Raw genomic sequence first — 14169 nt, forward strand, 5'->3', positions numbered from 1 at the left:
AGGTAAACGACCAATGCAGATCCACAAGTACGACACCGTCATCGTCGGCGCCGGCGGCGCGGGCATGCGCGCGGCCATCGAGTCGACGAAGCGCAGCCGCACCGCGGTCCTGACGAAGCTGTACCCCACCCGGTCCCACACCGGCGCGGCGCAGGGCGGCATGGCCGCCGCCCTCGCGAACGTCGAGGAGGACAACTGGGAGTGGCACACCTTCGACACGATCAAGGGCGGCGACTACCTGGTCGACCAGGACGCCGCGGAGATCCTCGCGAAGGAGGCCATCGACTCGGTCCTCGACCTGGAGAAGATGGGCCTGCCGTTCAACCGCACGCCGGACGGCACGATCGACCAGCGCCGCTTCGGCGGCCACTCCCGTAACCACGGTGAGGCGCCGGTCCGCCGGTCCTGCTACGCCTCGGACCGCACCGGCCACATGATCCTCCAGACGCTGTACCAGAACTGCGTCAAGGAGGGCGTGGAGTTCTTCAACGAGTTCTACGTCCTGGACCTGCTGCTGCAGGACGTCGACGGGGTCAAGAAGTCCGCGGGCGTCGTCGCGTACGAGCTGGCGACCGGCGAGATCCACGTCTTCCAGGCGAAGGCGATCATCTTCGCGTCCGGCGGCACCGGCAAGTTCTTCAAGGTGACGTCGAACGCGCACACCCTGACCGGTGACGGCCAGGCCGCGGCCTACCGCCGCGGGCTGCCGCTGGAGGACATGGAGTTCTTCCAGTTCCACCCGACGGGCATCTGGCGCATGGGCATCCTCCTCACCGAGGGCGCGCGCGGCGAGGGCGGCATCCTTCGCAACAAGGACGGCGAGCGCTTCATGGAGAAGTACGCGCCCGTCATGAAGGACCTGGCCTCGCGTGACGTCGTCTCCCGCTCCATCTACACGGAGATCCGGGAAGGCCGCGGCTGCGGCCCGGACGGCGACCACGTCTACCTGGACCTGACGCACCTGCCGCCGGAGCAGCTGGACGCCAAGCTGCCCGACATCACCGAGTTCGCGCGCACCTACCTCGGTATCGAGCCCTACACGGACCCGATCCCGATCCAGCCGACCGCGCACTACGCCATGGGCGGCATCCCGACCAACGTCGAGGGTGAGGTCCTCCGCGACAACACCACCGTCGTCCCGGGCCTGTACGCCGCCGGCGAGGTCGCCTGTGTCTCCGTGCACGGCGCCAACCGCCTGGGCACCAACTCGCTGCTGGACATCAACGTCTTCGGGCGGCGGGCCGGCATCGCCGCCGCCGAGTACTCCGCGGACGCCGAGTTCGTCGAGCTGCCCGAGGACCCGGCGCGCCAGGTCATCGACCAGGTCGAGCGGCTGCGCGACTCCGACGGCACCGAGCGGGTCACCGAGATCCGTACGGAGCTCCAGGAGTGCATGGACGCCAACGTGATGGTGTTCCGCACCGAGCAGACGATCAAGACCGCGGTCGAGAAGATCGGCGAGCTGCGCGAGCGCTACCTGAACGTGTCCGTCCAGGACAAGGGCAAGCGGTTCAACACCGACCTGCTGGAGGCCATCGAGCTGGGCAACCTGCTCGACCTGGCCGAGGTCATGGCCGTGTCCGCGCTCGCCCGCAAGGAGTCCCGCGGCGGTCACTACCGCGAGGACTTCCCCAACCGCGACGACGTCAACTTCATGCGGCACACCATGGCGTACCGCGAGGTGGGCGCAGACGGCTCGGAGTCGATCCGCCTCGACTACAAGCCGGTCGTGCAGACCCGCTACCAGCCGATGGAGCGTAAGTACTGATGAGCACCCCCACTCTCGACAAGCACTCGGCGGCGCTGGACGCCGCCGAGGACGGTGCCTCGCACACGATCACCGTCACTTTCCGGATCCGCCGGTTCAACCCGGAGATCTCGGAGGACGCCAGCTGGCAGGACTTCCAGCTGGAGATCGACCCGAAGGAGCGCGTCCTGGACGCTCTCCACAAGCTCAAGTGGGACCAGGACGGCACGCTGACCTTCCGGCGTTCCTGCGCCCACGGCATCTGCGGCTCCGACGCCATGCGCATCAACGGCAAGAACCGTCTGGCGTGCAAGACGCTGATCAAGGACATCAACCCGCAGAAGCCGATCACGGTCGAGGCCATCAAGGGCCTGACGGTCCTCAAGGACCTCGTCGTGGACATGGACCCGTTCTTCCAGGCCTACCGCGATGTGATGCCGTTCCTGATCACGACCGGCAACGAGCCGACCCGTGAGCGCCGGCAGTCCGCCGAGGACCGCGAGCGGTTCGACGACACCACCAAGTGCATCCTGTGCGCCGCGTGCACGTCGTCCTGCCCGGTGTTCTGGAACGACGGCCAGTACTTCGGCCCGGCCGCGATCGTCAACGCGCACCGCTTCATCTTCGACTCGCGTGACGAGGGCGGCGAGCAGCGGCTGGAGATCCTGAACGACAAGGACGGCGTCTGGCGCTGCCGTACGACCTTCAACTGCACGGACGCCTGCCCGCGCGGTATCGAGGTCACCAAGGCGATCCAGGAGGTCAAGCGCGCGCTGATCACGCGTCGCTTCTGATCACGCGCCATTCCTGACCCGGGCACCGATCCGGATCTGGACCCCCCGCAGGGCCTCGCTCCCGTACGTACGGAAGCGGGGCCCTGCGGCCTTCGCCGGCGCGCTCGCCGGATAGACCAGCACCGGCGGCAGCGTGTCGTCCGCGAGGGCGATCGGGTCGGTGCAGAAGTACGAGGGCACGAAGAGCAGTCCCCGCCCCTCCAGGCGCAGTTCGCGTGCGACGGGGTAGCCGACCTCCAGCACCGGCGGCCGCCACCGCATGGCGGGCCCGAAGGTCCGCAGCATCGCCTCGGCGCCGGACTGGCCCAGCGCGTGCAGCCGCAGCGCCCGGTCCCCGCCGACCGAGGCGGCGACCCGCGGCCAGCCCGGCGCGATCGCCTGATGGTGATAGGTGCGCAGGCTGCGCGCGAGATGGCGCATCGCGGCCGGCTCGCCGTCCGCGATGTCGGCCACCCATGCGGGCAGCGGCTGCTGCGCGGCCAGCATCGTCAGTTCCTTGCGCAGCCGCTCCTTCGGCGTGCTCATCACGGCTTCCAGGCCGGGTTCGACGCCGTGGACGGCGGCGTACGGGGTGAGGAAGTCCGGGAAGTAGCCGTGCCGGGGCACCAGCGGGATGAGGGTGCGCAGCGGCCCGGGACCGTGCCGGACGACGTGCCGGCGCCAGGCGGCGAGCGCCGGCTCGGTGGGCGATTCGCGCAGCCTCTGCAGGCTCAGCACGGTCTCCCACAGCGGGTCGGCCCCCTCGGCGACCCGTGTACGGGCCAGGTCCTGCCGGGTGAAATACACCTTCAGCACGTCATCCCCCCGATGCTCATGCTCTCCGCGCTCCCCCGAGCGGCGTGCACACGAGGATCCGACGCCTCGTCACTTCCCGCAAGGGAAAAGCACGGATGAGAGTGAATGATGTGACACATGTGGAGCCCGATGGGGCGGGCGGGGTGCACGGGCGGACGGCCCGCCCGATTAGGGTCGGGGCCGTGGACGACGCAACGACGGGTGCCGGGAAGACGCCGGGCTCCGGGAAGACGACGGGTGCCGCGAAGGCAACGGGCTCCGGGAAGGCCGCGGGCGCCGGTCCCGGTGGCAAGAGCGAGCAGACGCGGCGGCTGATCCTGGAGACCGCGCTGCGGCTGTTCCGTGAGCGCGGCTACGACAAGACCACCATGCGGGCCATCGCGCAGCAGGCCGGCGTCTCCGTCGGCAACGCGTACTACTACTTCGCGTCCAAGGAACACCTGGTCCAGGGCTTCTACGATCAGATCGCCGAGGAGCACGCGGCGGCCGTCCAGGAGGTGCTGGCCCACGAGAGAGGGCTGACCGCACGGCTGCGCGGGGTGCTGCTGGCCTGGCTGGACATCGCCGAGCCGTACCACGAATTCGCCGCCCAGTTCTTCAAGAACGCCGCCGACCCGGCCAGCCCGCTCAGCCCGTTCTCCGACGAGTCCCGGGGCCCGCGGTCGGTGGCCATCTCCCTGCACCGCCAGGTGCTGGCCGGCGCCGACGTCACACCGGCGCCCGAACTCTCCGACCAGTTGCCCCAGTTGCTGTGGTTGCAGCAGATGGGACTGGTCCTCTACTGGGTGCACGACCGGTCGGAGAACTGCGCCCGCAGCCGCCGCCTGGTGGAGCGCACCACCCCCCTGGTGGCCCGCGCGGTCGCCGCGTCCCGCTTCCGGGTGCTGCGCCCGCTGGTGCGCGAAGTCACGGACGTACTGGGCGAGTTCCTGCTACCGGGCGACGCCGGGCGGCACCCGGATCACACCGGCACGGCGGGCGGCGGCCCCCGCCCGGACACGCCCTAGCCTCCCGCCCGGCCGCGGGCCGGCTGGGGGCCGGGCTGCGGGTCAGCTGCGGGTCAGCTTCCAGAGACGCCACAGGCCGGTACCGTCCGCGAGGTACTCGGTGCCCGAGACCTCCACCTTCGACAGCACATAGCCCTTGCGCTGCCACAGCGGCACCAGCGGCACGTCCTGCGCGATGCGCTTCTGCAGGGCGCGGAAGTCGTCGCGGGTCCTGCCCCGTTCGGGCTCGCGCTCGGTGTTGCGCAGCAGCTGGTCCACGTACGCGCTGCGGTAGCCGGAGTGCAGCGTGCCGCCCGAGCCGACCAGGGACTGGGTGAAGGTCTCCGGGTCGGGGAAGTCGGCGAGCCAGCCGACGCAGTAGGCGTCGTACGCGCCCTTCGCGTAGCCCTTCTGGAATTCCGTCCACTCGTATCGCTGCGTGTGCACCTTGAACAGTCCGCTCGCCTCCAGCTGGCGGCGGAGTTCGGTGGCTTCGTAGTCGACCGCGGAGCCCTGGGAGTACGCCAGGTCGAAGCGGACCGGAATGCTCACCCCGGCCTTCTCCAGGAGGGCGCGGGCGGCGTCCGGGTCGGGCTTCGGGTAACGCTCGAAGAACGCCGTGCTGTGGCCGTCGATGCCCTGCGGGATGAGGGAGTAGAGCGGTTCGACGGTGCGCTGGTAGACCCTCCGGGAGAGCGTGGGCCGGTCCATCACCGCGGCGATGGCCTGCCGGACCTCCCGCTTGGCCATCGGGGACCCCGGGCGGAGGTTGAAGACCATGGAGCGGGTGTCGGCGTCGGCGTTCTCGGTGACCCGGACGTCCGGGCCCGGCGGGGAGGTCGGCGCCACGTCGTCCGGCGTCAGCTGCCGCCCGACGACCTCGACCTGGCTCTTGTGCCAGGCCCTGCTCAAGTCAGCGGGGTCCGGGTAGTAGCGCACGCTGACGGGCTGCCCGGCCTCCTCGATGGCGCCCTCGTAGTTCACGTTGGGGCGCAGCTCGGCCCGCCGGCCCTTCTCGTACGACTGGAGGGCGTACGGGCCCGAACCGAAGGTCTGCGCACCGTCGATCAGCCGGTCGGCGGGGTAGCGCTTGCTGTCGACGATCGAGCCCGCACCGGTGGCGATCTTGAACGGGAAGGTCGCGTCGGGCGCGGACAGCCGGAACGTCACCCGGCGCCCTTCGGCCGTGACGTCCTTGAGCGTGGCCAGCAGCGGGGCGGGCCCCTGCGGCGAGGCGATCCGCCGGATCCGGTCGAACGAGTACTTCACGTCCCGCGCCGTCATCTCCCGGCCGTCCGCGAAGCGCGCGTCCTCGCGCAGCTCACAGCGGTACGTCGTCAGGGCATGGCCGACGAACCCGCAGTGCTGGGCCGCGTCCGGCACCGGTGCGGTGGTACCCCGGGAGTAGGTCAGCAGCGACTGGTAGACGTTGCTGAACAGCGCCCAGGAGCCCGCGTCGTAGGCCCCGGCAGGATCGAGCGAGGTGACGGTGTCCGTCGTGCCGACCCGAATGGGCCGCACCTCTTTCTGCGCCGACGCCACCAGCTCGACGCCGCCGACCCCCACCGCCGCCAGAACCACCGCGACCACGGTCACCCGAAGCCACTTCCCCCGACGCATTTCCCACCCCTTCCCCGCCCAGGCCAGACCGCCCGGAGGCGGCAGTGATGCGCTTCACCCAACCACAGGGGGGCGGGCCCCGCACGGGGTTCGGCGAGCAAGCTTGGGCAAGGTTGGGGGCACATCCGGTCACGTTCCGGCATGACTTCTCGTGAGCCCTTGACTACCGAACGGTAGGTGGGGGGGTGCAGGGACCTGATATACGTCCTTGCACGGGAGACCGGGACCCCACCGCGAGCTTGCACGGGAGAAACACAGCGAGCTTGCTCGGGAGAAACACAGCGAGCTGCCGCCCGTGCGGACACGGACGACAGCTCGCGGTGTTTCTCGCGCAGCGGCTCAGCCCCAGGAGCGGCTGGCGGCCATCTCCCGGCGACGGCGGACGATCGCCATGACGGTGATCACCACACCGACGACGAGCAGGACACCGACGCCGATCCCGCCGTAGAGCATCAGCTTGTCCTTGGCACCCATCGGCGGGTCCGGGTCCTGCCCCTTGTCCGCACCGGGCACGACCGCCTGCTGCGGCGCCTTGCCCTTCGGCATCGCCAGCGGCCCTGCCGCCGGGCCGGCCGGGATGTCCTTCCGCAGCGCGGGACCGGGCTGGATGTAGCCCCAGCCGTAGTGCTCGTCCGGCAGCTTGAGGTTCTTGCCCTTCTCCGCCTGCGACAGCCCGGCCGTCTTCACCAGACGGTTGGCGATCTGCCCGGGGGTGAGATCGGGGAACTTCTCCTTGAGGAGGGCGGCGGCGGCGGAGACGTAGGCGCTGGCGGCGGAACTGCCGTCGGCGGTGCGGTAGTCCGAGTCGCTCTTGGCCATCGCGACGGGCACCCGCTCACCGGGTGCCAAAAGGTCCATGTCGGAGTTGTAGTTGTTGTAGCTGGATGCCTCGCCAGTCTGGTCGACCGAACCGACACCGATCGCTCCAGGGCAGCCAACCGGGTAGCTCTTCTTGGACCAGCCGTCGTTGCCCGCGCCCGCCACGACCACAACGCCCTTTTCCACGGCGTAGTGGATGGACTCGCAGGTGTCTGCCATCTTGTCTTCGCTATAGGACATGTTGATGACGTCAGCACCGTGGTCCACAGCCCACCGGGTGGCCTGGCCGCTGTTCTTGTACTCCGGGACAGGAAGGATCTTGGCGTCGGGGGCCAGTCCCTTGACCCCTTGGGAGCCGCCCGGACCGTGTCCGTGGCCCGCGATGATCCCGGCCATCGCGGTTCCGTGGTCGCGGACGTCTTCCTTCTTGCTCTTGGCGTTTTTGGCGTTCTCGGCCTGAACCGCCGGCCCCCAGTCCGGTCCAGCGCCGAACTTCCCCTTCAGGTCTTGGTGGGTCTCGCGGAAACCGCTGTCGAGCACAGCCACCGTGATGCCCTTACCGGTGGCCTGCTTCCACAGGTCCTTCGCCCCGAACGCCTCCAGCGGCCACTGACCGACCCGCACTTGATCGGCGGAGGCGGTACCGCTCGCAGCAAGCAGCAGCGCCCCGGTCAGCGCAGCACCCGCCGTCGCGCGCAGTGTTCGGGTGACCCTCATGCTTCGCTCCTTCTTGCTGTGCTGTCGGGGCGGCGTGGTCCGCCTGCGGAGAAGCCCCGCACACGATAGTGCGGGGCTTCTCCTCGATCGACACCGTGCGGCGCTTTGGCCGGTCTACTCGATCACACGGGGTGCCACATTGCGCTTCGACGCCCACGTCTCTTCGTCCTCGACGAGGTAGTCGGGGCGCTTGCCGCTGTTGCGCTCCTTCTCCTCGCCCTTGCCCTTCGTGCCGTGGGCGCCGGCCATACCGGCGTTCTTGCCGCCACGGCTGCGGTGCAGGCCCGCGCCGCCCTGCTTGGCGCCGCCCGCGGGGCCACCCGGCTTGCCGACCTGGCCACCACGCGTACGCGCCTGCGCACCGGTGCGTCCGGCCGCGCCCGCGGCGCCCGCCTTGCCACTGCCGCCGCCCATCGCGCCACCGGCGCCGGGGCGCCCGGCACCGGCCATGCCGCCGCGCATACCACCGGCGCCCTTGGCCCCGCCCGGCATACCGATGACTCCCGGCGGGATCGCCCCGTTCGGGAAGCCGCCGGAGCCACCGGACACACCGTGGTGTGCGGCGCCGGAAGGCCCGCCGCCGATGGCGGTGGGGCCCGGTGTGGGGGCCAGAGTGCCGCCCTGAACGCTGTCGAGTCCGGTGTTGACCGGCAGGTCGGGCGAACTGATCTTGGGACCGTCGAAGCCCGCCGGAACGGCGTGCCCCCCAGCTCCGTTCGGCGTATGCGTCTGCACCGACGACGGATCCGGCCGGGAACCGCCCGTATCGGGCATGTTGACCGGCCGCGGCCTCTGGGAGCGGGAGGGCGGTACCGGCCAGTCGCCGGTCACCCCAGGCCCCGTCCCTTCACGCAGAATCCCGCCGTTGCGCCCGTAGTTGTTCGCCAGCTCGTCCATCACGATGACGGCTTCGACCTGACGCTCCTTGCTCAGGGACAGGCTGTCCCGGTTGAGCTCAAGGGCCATCCTGGCGTCCATTTTGGGGTCCGCCATGTCCTTGTGGAACTGCGCGTCATCGCCCTTGTCGTCCAGCGCACTGTCCAGCTTGCCCGGGTCATGGATCTTCGACATGGCCTTCTTGGCCTCGCGAAGACTGTGCGCGACACCACTGTCCGGCCCCGCCTCCCGAGTGCCGATCAAGGTGGATTCGACGTTCCGGGAGTGCTGATACGTCCGGTCAAGCTTTTCGAGAACCCGACCGGCTTCCTTACGGAAGCCCTCAGCCGCCGAGCCCTCCCAATGGGCCGACGCATGGTCGACGGCATCCGTGAAGGCCTTCCGGATGCCACCGCGCCCGTCCTCACCGGCAAGCAGGTCGGCAGAGGACCGCCAGTGAGTACCGGACGTCTCGATCGCCTCAGGGTTGGCGTTCTCGATCATCGCCCGGAGTTCGTTGATGCCGTGGTGATGGAAGTCGGAAGGAGAGGTCGGGGTGAGGTGCTGCCCCTTGAAGGAGCTGAGCCGCTCCTCCCGCTCACGCGCCTTCCGCTGCTTCTCCATCGCTTGGGCGCTCTCGCGCTCCTGCCTGGCGTCAACCACGCCGGCCCCCCTTCATCGTTACTCCTCGCATCGCTCGCATCTGCGCCGTCGCAGCCGACCGGTCAGCCATTCATCGAGACCTTGGTGGTGTGCTCCTGGTCCTCGTACGCACCGCGGCTGGCCTCGGCCTTGTCGCCGAACTTGCGGATGAGTTCCTGCAGCGCATGGACGACCTGCGACATGTACTCCTGCATGTCGTCGTGGGCGCTGGCGAGTTCGCCGGACTCGATGAAGTTGACCCCGAAGGCGGACTTCGGAATGGTCGTGCTGTATTTGACGCTCTGGCTCGGTTTGTCCATGTCGCCCTGGAGGCGCTTGAGCTGCCGCACCACGCTGTCCAGCTCGTCGAGGTCGACCTTGAACTGCTCACCCATAACGACTCTCCCCGTTCCCCGCGCGCCTCACCGACCCCGTTCACGCCGCCCCGTGCGGCGGCCACGGTAAGGGCAACGTAAAGCTCATCAAGAGTAGGGAATTGGCGGTCGCAATAGCAAGATCGTAAGTCATGATCTGTCCGATTCGCGGCGCAATGCGACCATGCTTTGTAGGCAGCCCGTTACCTAGTACCCGCGCGGCGGCTCGCCTACCCCCTCCGCCCCATGCTCGTCGCCCTTTCCGGGCGGCAAACTACGCACGCAGTGAGGCGAGTTCGACGACCGTGATGTCCGGTGGCGCGCCGACCCGTACCGGCGGTCCCCAGGCGCCCGCGCCCCGGGTGACGTAGAGCTGGGTGCCGCCGTAGCGCTCCAGGCCCGCGACGGTGGGGTTGGCGGCCTCGGCGATGTAGGTGGCGGGCCACATCTGGCCGCCGTGGGTGTGGCCGGAGAGCTGGAGGTCCACGCCGTGGCGGACGGTGTCGTGGATGGTGACCGGCTGATGCGCCATCAGGACGACGGCGCGGGCGGTGTCGCGGCCGCCCAGCGCGCGGGCGTAGTCCGGGCCCGCGTGTTCGCTCGCGCCGGCGAGGTCGTTGATGCCCGCGAGGTCGAAGCCGGGGAGTTCGGTGCGCGCGTTCTCCAGCGGGTGGATTCCCAACTCCCGTACGTGGTCCACCCATTGGGCCGCGCCGGAGTAGTACTCGTGGTTGCCGGTGACGAAGTACGCGCCGTGCCGGGCACGGAGGTGGCGCAGGGGTTCCGTGGCCGGGCGGAGGTCGGCCACGTTGCCGTCCACCAGGTCGCCGACGATCGCGACCAGATCGGGCTGGGTGCGGTTGATCGTCTCGACCACGCGGCGGGTGTGCGAGGCGCCGAGGATCGGGCCGAGGTGGATGTCGCTGACGACGGCGATCCGGAAGCCGTGGGCGGCGCGCGGCAGTTTGGCCAGCGGGACCGTGACGCGCTTCACGCGGGGTCCGGCGAGCGTGGTCGCGGTGCCGTAGCCGACCGTGCCCGCGGCGGCGAGCGACGCGGCGGCGGCGACCGCGCGGGCCACGAACAGACGCCGGGGTGGCGCACCGGCCGGCGGCAGGGCGGGCGTGCGGGGCGGGAGGAGCGTCGGGGCCGGGTCGGGCCGCGCCCCCGGGTCAGGGCTCGCGTCGGCGACGGGTGCGGGCGGGGCGGCGGAGGGGGAGGCCGTGGCGGTGGGAGGAGCGGCCGTGGTGGCCTCGTCCGCCGCCGCCCGCTTCGCCCGCTCCCGGCCCTCCCGGCGCTGTCGGCGCTGTCGGCGCTGTCGGCGCTCGTCCGGCCGCCATCCGGGGGCGCGCAGCCAGACCAGGCGGACGACTTCCCCGGCCAGCAGCGCGAGGGTGAGGTAGAGCACCAGGGCCAGCCAGAGGTATCCGGGCCAGGCCAGTGCCTGCTGGAGGGCGAAGGGGGCGCCGACGCGGCCGGAGACCAGGGCGGCCAGGGCGGTCAGCGGCAGTACGAAGGCGGCGGCCGTGCCCGTACGGCGGGGGCGGCTGCCGGGGCTCGTGGTGTCGCGTACGAGCCGGCACCACAGATAGCGGTGCACTCCGGCGAACAGGCCGAGGACCGGGACCAGGATCAGCGGGAAGAACACGGCGGCTCCCCGTGCCCGTGCTTCAGGAGGTGGGGGTGGAGGAGGGCGGGGATGCGGGGTGCGCGTCCATGTCCCGTTCGGTGTCCGTGGCCGCGGTCTGTGCCGTGCGGCGCAAGGCGCGTACTCCGCGGAACCCGATCACGCCGATTGCCGTCCCCAAGAGAAAGGACGTCACCGCGAGCAGCAGATGGACCCAGAAGTAGGCGGTCGGGTCACCCGCGTCGTCGAAGGCGAGACCGCTCCCGTCCTTCCAGAGGTTCTTGACGAAAGTGATCCAGATGAACCAGCTCCAGACCCCGAAGGCGAGCAGGAACCAGGCCACGGGGCGCGAGAGGGTGGTGGGGGTGCGGGGGGTGGTACCCGAAGAACGCAGCATGAGTTCCAGTATGGGCAGCGGCTCCATCCGGCGGTCGGCAGGGGCACTCTTCCGTGGGGTGATGTCGGCGACCCGGGCCAGGACGGGTACGTTCACCGACGTGCCGACGACCTACACCGCACCCACGGCTTCCCCCGCACCCACGACCGCGCGCAGGGAGGACCACCACGTCCCTCCCGGCACGCCGCGTTCCGGTGCCGCCACCGCCTCTCTCCGTACCGTCGCCGCGCTGGCCTCGTCCGCGCTGCTGGTGTCGCCGCTGCTGCTGGCCGGTACGGCGGCCGCCGATCCCAAGGACGGCAATCCGCCCAAGGCTCCCGTGCCGCCGGCCAAGATGTCGCAGGTCGGCGGGGACGTGCTGGGCACGCCCGGCGTCCAGGTGGGGCTGCGCGGCGGTGCGCCGAAGCTGCCGGGTCCGGATACCCTCACGGCCCGTTCGTGGATCGTCTCCGATGCCGAGTCCGGCAAGGTGCTGGCCTCGAAGAACGCGCACTGGCGGCTGCCGCCGGCCAGCACCCTGAAGATGCTGTTCGCCGACACGGTGCTCCCGAAGTTCCCGAAGAGCAAGACGCACACCGTCAAGCCCGCCGACCTGGCGGGGATGGGCGAGGGCAGCAGCCTCGTCGGCATAAAGGAGAACCTCAGCTATTCGGTCCATGACCTGTGGCTCGGGGTGTTCCTGCGGTCCGGCAACGACGCGGTGCACACGCTGTCCGCGATGAACGGCGGCACGGCGGCCACCGTCAAGGAGATGCAGCAGCGCGCCAAGGAGCTGAACGCCACCGACACCCACGTCGTCACCCCGGACGGCTACGACGCGCCGGGCCAGGTCTCCAGTGCGTACGACCTGAGCCTGTTCGCCCGCGCGGGGCTGCAGAACGCCGACTTCCGCGAGTACTGCTCGACGGCCAGCGCGCAGTTCCCGGGCGACAAGGGCAAGGACGGCAAGCGGGCGAAGTTCGGTATCCAGAACACCAACCGGCTGCTCAGCGGCGACTACGACATCAAGCCGTATCCGGGTATCGCGGGCGTGAAGAACGGTTCGACGACCAACGCCGGATCGACGTTCACCGGCGTCGCCCAGCGCGGTGACCGCAAGCTCCTCGTCACGGTCATGCACCCGGAGAAGCAGGAGCACAACCAGGCCTACAAGGAGGCCGCCAAGCTCTTCGACTGGGGCTTCGCCGCGTCGGAGAAGGTGGAGCCGGTCGGACGGCTCGTCGGGCCGCTGAGCGAGGAGGGCGACGCGGGGGCGGCCGGCGGCGCAGGCGGGCACGGCAACGCGAAGGACGGGCACGCCACCGCCCAGGCGGGCATGGACTCCGCCAAGAGCTCGGGCGGCGCCTGGACGGCGCTGGGGATCACCGTCGGCGCACTCCTCGTGCTGGGTGCCGTGGCGCTGGGCGTGCACCGCCGCTGGCCGCTTCCCGAGCTGGTACGCGGTCGCCGCCCCCGAAGGTGAGCCGTATGAGCGGGTGAGCGGGTGGGCCCGGCCTCGGGGCGGCTCACCCGCCGGGGCGGGGAGCGGCCGAGGAACCGGACTCGCCGCCCCGGGCCCGGCCTGAGGCTCCCTCAGCGGGGCCCGGCCCGGCCTCCGGCTCCGGTTCCGTCTCGTCCGCCGTCTCCTCGCTGTCCGGGTCCTGGGTGGCCGTCCATGACGCGCAGAAGACCAGCAGCTTCGCGGTGAAGTTGATCCACAGGATCAGCGCGATCGGGGTGCCGAAGGCGCCGTACATGCTCTTCGACGCGACGTCCCTGAGATAGCCGCTGAGCAGCAGTTTCAGCAGTTCGAAGCCGACCGCGCCGATGAGGCTCGCGACGACCACGGCGCGCCGCGGCGGCTGCGCGCCCGGCAGCTTGGTCAGGACGTAGGCCAGCAGCAGGAAGGCGGCGAGGACGGCGACACAGAAGCCGGCGACGGACAGCAGGATGCTGCCGATGCCGCCTTCGGTCAGGCCGATCGCGTCGGCGACCTTGCCCACCGCCGCGGCAGCGAAGGTGGAGCAGGCGACCGAGAGCAGGGCGACGCCGCCGAGGCCGAGGAGCAGTCCGCCGTCGCGGAGTTTGCCGAGGAAGAAGTTGACTCCGTCGTCGCCCTTCTCCCAGACCGCGCGCAGGCAGTCGCGCAGCGCCTCGACCCACCCGATGCCGGTGAACAGCAGCAGCACACCGGCGATCAGGCCGACGGTGGCGGCGTTGTCGACCAGGCCGGCGAGATCGAGCTGGCCGGAGATGCCGGGGATCTGCTGGGCGAGCTTGCCCTCCAGCTTGTGCAGCTGGCTGTCGCTGAGGAGCGCGGCGCCGATGGCCGCGGCGACGGTGAGCAGCGGGAAGAGCGCGATGAAGCTGGTGAAGGTGATGGCGGCGGCGAGCCGGGTCCAGTGCACCCGGAGCATGCGCTCGTAGGCGCGCCAGAGGTGGGTGGTCATCAGCCAGGTGACGACCGGCCCGATCACCGGCAGCTTGCTCAACCACTCCATGGCGTGTCCCCTCATGCCCCTGTGGGGTCGTACGTTCGGCCCGTCGGCGCGGACTCACCCATCCCGCGTCCGCGTACCCCGCAACGCGTCACACATCCGCCATGGTCATCGCGACGCCGGCGGCCGGCACGGGCAGCGCCGGACGCGGCGTGCCGAGCGCCACGACGGCCGCGTCCGAGCGGCGCGGGTCGTCTGCGTCCCTTCGACTCTCACTGCCCCGGGGACACCTTTCCCTACCGTGAGCCCAGACACGCCAATATCCACTCATTTCGGCGAGAGAGTGACGAAGAGGGGG

Annotated in this window: 12 protein-coding genes; 4 read left to right on the top strand and 8 right to left on the bottom strand. The window is 70.4% G+C overall.

Annotated elements, in window-relative coordinates:
* Positions 1-13 precede the first annotated feature (13 nt).
* Together sdhA and ACIRQ7_RS04010 are read left to right on the top strand one after the other, a co-directional pair.
* Positions 14-1768 carry a succinate dehydrogenase flavoprotein subunit gene (gene sdhA / locus ACIRQ7_RS04005; protein ID WP_401462132.1) on the top strand — a complete coding sequence of 585 codons (1755 nt, stop codon included), beginning with the start codon at positions 14-16 and terminating at the stop codon, positions 1766-1768.
* Positions 1768-2541 carry a succinate dehydrogenase iron-sulfur subunit gene (locus ACIRQ7_RS04010; RefSeq protein WP_401462129.1) on the top strand — a complete coding sequence of 258 codons (774 nt, stop codon included), beginning with the start codon at positions 1768-1770 and terminating at the stop codon, positions 2539-2541. Before sdhA ends, ACIRQ7_RS04010 begins: the two co-directional genes overlap by 1 nt.
* Here the strand turns inward: ACIRQ7_RS04010 and ACIRQ7_RS04015 are convergent, their stop codons facing one another.
* Entirely contained in the window at positions 2542-3336 is a 795-nt protein-coding gene (locus ACIRQ7_RS04015) for a hypothetical protein (RefSeq protein WP_404259630.1), read from the bottom strand.
* 182 nt (positions 3337-3518) lie between these two features.
* Between ACIRQ7_RS04015 and ACIRQ7_RS04020 the strand changes: the two genes are divergently transcribed.
* Entirely contained in the window at positions 3519-4343 is an 825-nt protein-coding gene (locus tag ACIRQ7_RS04020) for a TetR/AcrR family transcriptional regulator (protein ID WP_404259632.1), read from the top strand.
* Between the two features lie 42 nt (positions 4344-4385).
* Here the strand turns inward: ACIRQ7_RS04020 and ACIRQ7_RS04025 are convergent, their stop codons facing one another.
* From ACIRQ7_RS04025 to ACIRQ7_RS04050, 6 genes are all read right to left on the bottom strand, one after another.
* Positions 4386-5942 (bottom strand): ABC transporter substrate-binding protein, encoded by a 1557-nt coding sequence (locus ACIRQ7_RS04025; RefSeq protein WP_404259634.1) that lies wholly within the window; start codon positions 5940-5942, stop codon positions 4386-4388.
* Positions 5943-6281: 339 nt separating this feature from the next.
* A complete protein-coding gene (locus ACIRQ7_RS04030) occupies positions 6282-7478 on the bottom strand; it encodes a S8 family peptidase (RefSeq protein WP_404259636.1) in 1197 nt (398 codons plus the stop codon).
* 114 nt (positions 7479-7592) lie between these two features.
* On the bottom strand, positions 7593-9017 hold the full coding sequence (locus ACIRQ7_RS04035) for a hypothetical protein (protein ID WP_404259638.1): 1425 nt from the start codon (positions 9015-9017) through the stop codon (positions 7593-7595).
* A gap of 62 nt (positions 9018-9079) precedes the next feature.
* On the bottom strand, positions 9080-9391 hold the full coding sequence (locus ACIRQ7_RS04040) for a hypothetical protein (RefSeq protein ID WP_403667375.1): 312 nt from the start codon (positions 9389-9391) through the stop codon (positions 9080-9082).
* Positions 9392-9644: 253 nt separating this feature from the next.
* Positions 9645-11018, bottom strand: coding sequence for a metallophosphoesterase (locus ACIRQ7_RS04045; protein WP_404259640.1), 1374 nt, complete (start codon positions 11016-11018; stop codon positions 9645-9647).
* A gap of 22 nt (positions 11019-11040) precedes the next feature.
* Positions 11041-11394 carry an SCO4848 family membrane protein gene (locus ACIRQ7_RS04050; RefSeq protein ID WP_401462105.1) on the bottom strand — a complete coding sequence of 118 codons (354 nt, stop codon included), beginning with the start codon at positions 11392-11394 and terminating at the stop codon, positions 11041-11043.
* Between ACIRQ7_RS04050 and ACIRQ7_RS04055 the strand changes: the two genes are divergently transcribed.
* Positions 11393-12856, top strand: coding sequence for a D-alanyl-D-alanine carboxypeptidase family protein (locus ACIRQ7_RS04055; RefSeq protein ID WP_404259642.1), 1464 nt, complete (start codon positions 11393-11395; stop codon positions 12854-12856). The two genes, ACIRQ7_RS04050 and ACIRQ7_RS04055, sit on opposite strands and share 2 nt — an antisense overlap.
* A 43-nt stretch (positions 12857-12899) precedes the next feature.
* Here ACIRQ7_RS04055 and ACIRQ7_RS04060 read toward each other — a convergent pair whose 3' ends face one another.
* Positions 12900-13874 carry a YihY/virulence factor BrkB family protein gene (locus ACIRQ7_RS04060; protein ID WP_404259644.1) on the bottom strand — a complete coding sequence of 325 codons (975 nt, stop codon included), beginning with the start codon at positions 13872-13874 and terminating at the stop codon, positions 12900-12902.
* Between the last annotated feature and the right edge of the window lie 295 nt (positions 13875-14169).

This window comes from Streptomyces sp. NPDC101393 (assembly GCF_044767385.1).
Classification (GTDB): Bacteria; Actinomycetota; Actinomycetes; order Streptomycetales; family Streptomycetaceae; genus Streptomyces.

Bases quoted from the DNA above. Each gene is read 5' to 3' on its own strand.
- ACIRQ7_RS04040 (WP_403667375.1), bottom strand. From the start codon at position 9,391: ATGGGTGAGCAGTTCAAGGTCGACCTCGACGAGCTGGACAGCGTGGTG.
- ACIRQ7_RS04010 (WP_401462129.1), top strand. From the start codon at position 1,768: ATGAGCACCCCCACTCTCGACAAGCACTCGGCGGCGCTGGACGCCGCC.
- sdhA (WP_401462132.1), top strand. From the start codon at position 14: ATGCAGATCCACAAGTACGACACCGTCATCGTCGGCGCCGGCGGCGCG.
- ACIRQ7_RS04030 (WP_404259636.1), bottom strand. From the start codon at position 7,478: ATGAGGGTCACCCGAACACTGCGCGCGACGGCGGGTGCTGCGCTGACC.
- ACIRQ7_RS04060 (WP_404259644.1), bottom strand. From the start codon at position 13,874: ATGGAGTGGTTGAGCAAGCTGCCGGTGATCGGGCCGGTCGTCACCTGG.
- ACIRQ7_RS04055 (WP_404259642.1), top strand. From the start codon at position 11,393: ATGAGTTCCAGTATGGGCAGCGGCTCCATCCGGCGGTCGGCAGGGGCA.
- ACIRQ7_RS04050 (WP_401462105.1), bottom strand. From the start codon at position 11,394: ATGCTGCGTTCTTCGGGTACCACCCCCCGCACCCCCACCACCCTCTCG.
- ACIRQ7_RS04025 (WP_404259634.1), bottom strand. From the start codon at position 5,942: ATGCGTCGGGGGAAGTGGCTTCGGGTGACCGTGGTCGCGGTGGTTCTG.